General features: G+C 68.3%; 5 protein-coding genes. 3 read left to right on the forward strand and 2 right to left on the reverse strand.

Annotated elements, in window-relative coordinates; translation table 11 throughout:
- Both I6U14_RS16565 and I6U14_RS16570 read right to left on the reverse strand, forming a co-directional pair.
- Positions 1-1,100: glycosyltransferase (locus I6U14_RS16565; protein WP_296900722.1), on the reverse strand; the 1,100-nt coding region annotated here is incomplete at its 3' end.
- A complete protein-coding gene (locus I6U14_RS16570) occupies positions 1,082-2,776 on the reverse strand; it encodes a trehalase family glycosidase (RefSeq protein ID WP_296900724.1) in 1,695 nt (564 codons plus the stop codon). The genes I6U14_RS16565 and I6U14_RS16570, both read right to left, overlap by 19 nt.
- Positions 2,777-2,998: 222 nt before the next feature.
- Here I6U14_RS16570 and I6U14_RS16575 point away from each other — a divergent pair, with 222 nt between their 5' ends.
- From I6U14_RS16575 to I6U14_RS16585, 3 genes are all read left to right on the forward strand, one after another.
- Positions 2,999-3,658 carry a hypothetical protein gene (locus I6U14_RS16575; protein WP_296900726.1) on the forward strand — a complete coding sequence of 220 codons (660 nt, stop codon included), beginning with the start codon at positions 2,999-3,001 and terminating at the stop codon, positions 3,656-3,658.
- A 56-nt stretch (positions 3,659-3,714) separates the two neighbouring features.
- Positions 3,715-4,746 (forward strand): sodium:calcium antiporter, encoded by a 1,032-nt coding sequence (locus I6U14_RS16580; protein ID WP_296900728.1) that lies wholly within the window; start codon positions 3,715-3,717, stop codon positions 4,744-4,746.
- A 263-nt stretch (positions 4,747-5,009) separates the two neighbouring features.
- The coding region (locus tag I6U14_RS16585; RefSeq protein WP_367115685.1) for a sodium:calcium antiporter at positions 5,010-5,697 on the forward strand (688 nt) is incomplete at its 3' end.

Raw genomic sequence — 5,697 nt, forward strand, 5'->3', positions numbered from 1 at the left:
TCGCCCACCGGCCCGAGCCGGCCGGTGCCGGGGGCCACGCGCTCTCGCAGGGCGCCGGCGTCCACTCCCACCACCGGTAGGCCAGCGGCCTGGGCCTCCACGACGGCGAGGCCGAAGGTCTCGTGGGGGCCGGCGGTGACATAGATGTCTGCGGAGGCGAGCGCGGTGGCGTGGCGGGCGCGGTCTGACTCGTAGCCGGGCAGGTGCAGGCGCGGAATCTGGTCGGCTCGCCGGGCGAGCTGGGCGTGCAGTGGCCCTTCGCCGAGCAGCATGAGGTGGCAGCGGCTGGGCGGGCTGCCCGGCGGTCGCTTGCCGTGTGCGCAGTCGTCGGTGAGCACCAGCCGCGTGAAAGCATCCGCCAGCAGCATGACGTCCTTTTCGGTGTCGAGCCGGCCGCAGTAGATGAGCAGCAGGTCGTCGTCGGCGATGCCGTGCTCGCGGCGCCACGCGTCGCTCCGCCGCTGGGGCGAGAACATTGCCAAGTCCACGCCCAGCGGCACGATGCGCGTGCCCTCAACGCCGTATTCCCGGATGCGCGCCGCCTGTGCCTCGGTGGCGGCAAAGGTCAGGTCGCAGCGGCGGAAGATCTGGCCGAAGGTGACCTCAGCGCCGCTCTCGATGGCATCGCTCAGCTTGTGCCCCCAGCCGGCGAGGGTGTCGCTGATCTCCTCGATACCATCGCCGAGAAAGTGCCTGAGCGGTGCGCCCACATAGGCCTCGGCAACGTCGGTGTGGAAATAGGCCGACACCAGACAGGGCCGGGCCACCGCACGGCATTCCTCGCGGTAGCGGAAGGCAGCCCAGGGAGAGACGAAGAAGCTGCCGAGCTCCACCACGTCCGGGGCGCTGCGCTCCAGTGCGTGGCGGATTTTGGCCGGCTGCCAGAAGAAGCGATATGGCCGGCAGCCCGGGATCACCGGGCTCTGCAGCTCGATCTTGGTGAGTGGGCCGTCACGGCTCACCCGGTCGCGCTCGCCGGGCACGATGAGCACGTGCTCATGGTCTGTGGTCTCTGCGATATGGCGGCGCTTGTGGTCGATGTAGGTGCGGATGCCGCCGCTGGTGTCGGTGTAGGCCAGGGTCAGGTCGCAGAAGCGCATGGGACTGTGCCTTCGGTGGCGCCGTCGAGGACGGCTGTGAGGTCCAAGGGCCGGCCGTAGCCGGTGCTGAATGCGGCACTCCGGCCGGCGCGGCCGACGCTGCCGGTCACGCCATCTGCGGTGCTCTCCAAGGTCAGCCGCAGATCGCGCTCCGGCAGCCGCAATGTCAGCCGCAGCCCCTGCACCGCCGGCGGTAACCTTGGGCAGAGGGACAGGCGGTCCGCGCTCGTCTCCAGCCCCAGCAGCACCTCCAAGAGCAGGTTGTTCGCGAGTCCGGTCCAGCCGACGAAGTCCTTCTGCGGGCCGGTGCCGAGGGTGAGGGCTTTCCAACGGTTGCCCCGCTTGCGGTGCAGATGGCGGGTGTGATGATGGTCCGGGTCGTAGAACTCGTAGATCCGCCGCTCTGCGGCGAACACACGGTAGACGCCGCAGCAAAGCCGCCAGGCGAGCTCTGCGGCCTCGCGCTCGCGCCCGTAGCGGCGCAGCCCCAGGATGACGCCATAGGCCGTATTCAGCCAGACCGGGCCACGCCACATGTCGCGCTCGAAGTGCGGCTCATCGCGTGCGACCGACGGCAGCGGCATGGTCGTACCGAAGCCGTCGGTCGACATGATCCGTGCCACCAGCCGCGCCGCCCGCGCCGCGTCCGGCACGCCGGCCCAGAGGGGAAGCAGGGACGCGATGGTCGCCACCCGGACCGGGCTGCCTGCCGCATCGCGGTCATAGTAGAGGCCGTCACGCTCGTCCCAGAGCAGGGTGTCGATGCGCCGGCGCAGCTGCGCTGCTGCGGCGCCATGGCGGGCGGCGTCGTCGTGCCGGCCGATGTGCGCCGCCAGTGCTGCCAGCGCCTCGAGCTGCAGCACCACATAGCTGCTGAAGTCTGCGGCGGCGATGTTGGCGGTGTTGCGCAGCGCGCTCTCATCGGTATTGCTGAAGCGCGGGGCGTTCTCCACGCCGGACTCGTACGGATGCGCCCAAGCATACAGCCCATTGTCGAGCCGCCGGTGGCGATTCAGCCACTCGTGATACGCGCAGAGCGCATCGTAGTGTTGCCCGGCGAGCTGCGCCGCCGCGGCCGCGGGCAGTCGCGCTGCGAGTCGCGCCATGGACCAGGCGACCAAGGGAGGCTGGGTGTAAGGGGACTCGTGAAACTCCGTCACCACATGCTGCAGGCGGTCGCCGTTGCGCAGCTCCACCACGGCGTTCAGTACTTCGGCGGCAACCGTTGGGTCCCACCAGCTCCAGACCTGGGCAATGAACGCGGAGTCCCAGAGGTAGACCCCGCGGAAGGCAGGCCCCGGAATGGCATGTCGACTGGATGACAACAGGTCGGCGCGCTGCAGATTCGCGAACAGCAGCGCATAGACCTCGGCGAAGCCCTCGGCGACGGCCCGGGCGTCCGGATGCCCATCGGCGTCCAGGTGGGGGGGTGCCAGCTTAATACCCTTGCCCTGCAAAATTGCCGGCGGAAGCTCAATGGGCAAGGCACCGGCGCGGCCCGCGGCAATGCGCGACCACACCAGCAGGTGCCAGACGTAGCTGAGGCCCCGATACCAGCGCCCCACGACTTGTGGTCGGCGGATGCGCGCGGCGGCATGGCGCAGCCTGGCCAGTCGCTGGCGCAGCCGGCGAATGGCCCGGTCGTCGGGCGCCGGCGGTGGCTCAGGCTGCGCCATGCAGTGGGCTCCGTCGATTAGTCGCGTTGCCGTTGGTCCAGTTGCCGCTGTGTCTGTTCGGCTTGGCTCGTGCGCTGCTGCTTGGGTCCGTACCGATCGAGCCCAATTCCCGCATGCATGGAAAGCATATCCCGCCCGGAAGGTCCGCTCCGCTCAGCCCTGCGGGCCCAAGAATTGCGACAGGTTCTGAAGCTGGGTACGCCCGGTGTTCGGGCCCGCCGCGTGCACGCGGCAGTGCTGCGGCAGGGGCGGGCAGCGCTGGCGTGCGCGCTCTGGGCGCTGCCGGTGTTTGCGATGGCCTTGGACGCGGATCAATCAGCACTGGGCGGGCTCTCCCTCGCCGAGCTTCCGGACTTGCTGCGCCGGATGCCAGTCTGGGTCTTTGTACTTGCGTTTGTGCTGCTGCCGGCATTGGGCTTTCCGATCTCGCTGTTTTATCTGACCGTCAGCGCCGTCTTTACTGACCCTGGGCTGGCGCTCATGGTGGCACTGGGCTGTATGTCCGCCAACATGGCGCTTTCGTATCTCGTCGCTCGAACGCTGTCGCGGCCCGTCGACCGTCTGCTGCACCGCCGGGGTTATCCGGTGCCGCAGCTCACGCACGGCGCGGAGTGGCGGGCCATTGTGCTGCTGCGGGCCTCGCCCCTGCCCTGGCTGATGCAGAGCTGGCTGCTCGCCCTCGGCGGCGCGCGTTTTCTACCCTACATGGTCTTCGGCCTGCCTGTGCAGGCGCTGGTGGGCGCGGGCCTGGTACTGGTGGGCGGGTCCCTTTTTCAGGGCAATGTGCTTTGGCTCCTCGTAGGTGTCAGCGCCATTCTGCTGGGCCAGGCGGCCCTAGCCGGCCTGCGTCGGCGCCTGCGCGGACGCGGCAGCGCCTATTGAGCGCGAAGCTGCTGACTTAGCGGAAGCCAGCAAGGCCCTGGCCGAGGGAGTACCCGATGCAACCGGATCAACTTTCGCTGCCGATGACATTGCTGCTGTTCGGCGGCGGTGCCCTGGTCATCGCCTTGGTGGGCTCACAGCTTGCCCGCCTCGCGGATCGGCTTGCAGACATCACGGGGCTAGGGGAGGCCGTCTTTGGTGCTGTCTTGCTGGGTGCCATGACCTCGCTCCCCGGCAGCATTGCCTCCATCACCACCGCCGCAGCCGGCCGCGCCGATCTTGCGGTGGGCAATGCCGTTGGCGGCATTGCTGCGCAGACGGCCTTTTTGGTCCTGGCGGATCTGGCCTATCGCCGCGCGAACCTCGAGCATGCGGCGGCGTCGGTCACCAACATGATCAACGGCGCCCTGCTGGTGGCCCTGTTGTCACTGGCACTGGTGGCTGCGACCGGGCCGGAAATCGCCATCTGGGGGGTGCATCCGGCTTCGCTGTTGCTATTGGCGACCTACGCCTTCGGGCTCAGGCTCGCCTCGCGCACCCGCGACGACCCCGGCTGGCGCCCGGTGCACACCGCCGACACTTGGGAGGACCAGCCCGACGACGATGCAGCGCGCGGTCACTCGGCCTTAAGCGTCTGGACCGCATTTGCCGTCAGCGCCGCCCTAGTGGGCGTCGCCGGTTGGTTGGTGGGTGTTTCGGGTATCGCGCTGGTGCGCCACACGGGGCTGTCGGAGACCCTGGTAGGGGCTCTGTTCACTGCGGTGGCCACCTCATTGCCCGAATTGGTGACAACACTCGCTGCCGTGCGCCAAGGTGCACTCACGCTCGCCGTCGGCGGCATCATCGGAGGCAATACCTTCGACGTGCTCTTCCTCGTGTTTTCGGATGTCGCCTATCGTGAGGGCTCCATCTACCATGCCATCAGCGACCAGCCCTTGTTCATGATCTCAATGACCATCCTGCTGACGGCCTTCCTCCTCATGGGTCTGATTCGCCGCGAGCGTAGAGGGGTGGCCAACATCGGCTTCGAGAGCGCCGCGGTGCTGGTGCTGTATCTGGCGGGGATGGCGGCGTTGGTGACCTGGTAAGCGCGTCGGAGAGATCCGCCAGTGCCGGCATTGCTCGACGAATGCGAGGTGTGCCCCGGCCCAAGCGCGCCCATCTCTACTGACTCGCGGAGCAGTCGGTGAGCCGCTGTTCGGCCCGGGTCCGTACTCGGGGTCTTTTTGCTACCGTAAGCGCTGCATACGAGAAGACGCCATCGGCGCCTGAGGCGCCGCGCAACCCACCCGGCGCACCGCAGAGGTGCCATCCGCCACGCTTCTCGCCTTCGCTGAAAGGAGCCGTCGCTGTGATTCTGGAATTCCTTGCCATCCTGGCCGGCTTCGCGCTGTTGGTCTGGAGCGCGGACCGCTTCGTGGAGGGCGCGGCGGCCACTGCCGGTCACGCCGGAATGCCGCCGCTCGTCATCGGTATGGTGATCGTCGGCTTTGGCACATCGGCGCCCGAGATGGTCGTCTCGGCGATGGCGGCGCTGGACGGCAACCCCGACCTGGCGCTCGGCAACGCAGTGGGCTCCAATATCGTCAATATCGGCCTGGTGCTGGGCGTCACCGCGTTGATCGCGCCCATCGCCGTGCACTCCAAGATCGTCCGTCGGGAGCTGCCTTTGCTCATCGGCATTGGCCTGGTCTCCGGGCTTCTATTCTGGGGCGGTGCCCTGAGCCGCTTTGAGGCGCTGCTGCTGCTCGCGGGCTTTTTTGGCCTGATCGGCTGGACGATCGTCGCCGCGCTGCGCGGCCGTGGCGACGCGCTGGAGGCCGAGGCCGAGCAGGAACTGGAGGCCCATGCGATGCGCCCGGGACCGGCCGTCGCCTGGCTGGTGGTGGGGCCCTTGCTCCCCGTCGTCAGCTCCCGGGTTCTGGTTTGGGGTGCGGGGGGGACCGCCCAGGCCCTCGGCGTCAGTGACCTGTCTCTTTTCCACCACTCCGAGCCCCCGGGACAGGCCGAAAACCCGTTTGCCTGCTTCTTCTTGAGAA

This window comes from Thiohalocapsa sp., assembly GCF_019695415.1.
Classification (GTDB): Bacteria; Pseudomonadota; Gammaproteobacteria; order Chromatiales; family Chromatiaceae; genus Thiohalocapsa.

What these genes read in the sequence shown, in the direction of transcription:
- I6U14_RS16570 (WP_296900724.1), bottom strand. Translation starts at nt 2,776, where the DNA reads ATGGCGCAGCCTGAGCCACCGCCGGCGCCCGACGACCGGGCCATTCGC.
- I6U14_RS16580 (WP_296900728.1), top strand. Translation starts at nt 3,715, where the DNA reads ATGCAACCGGATCAACTTTCGCTGCCGATGACATTGCTGCTGTTCGGC.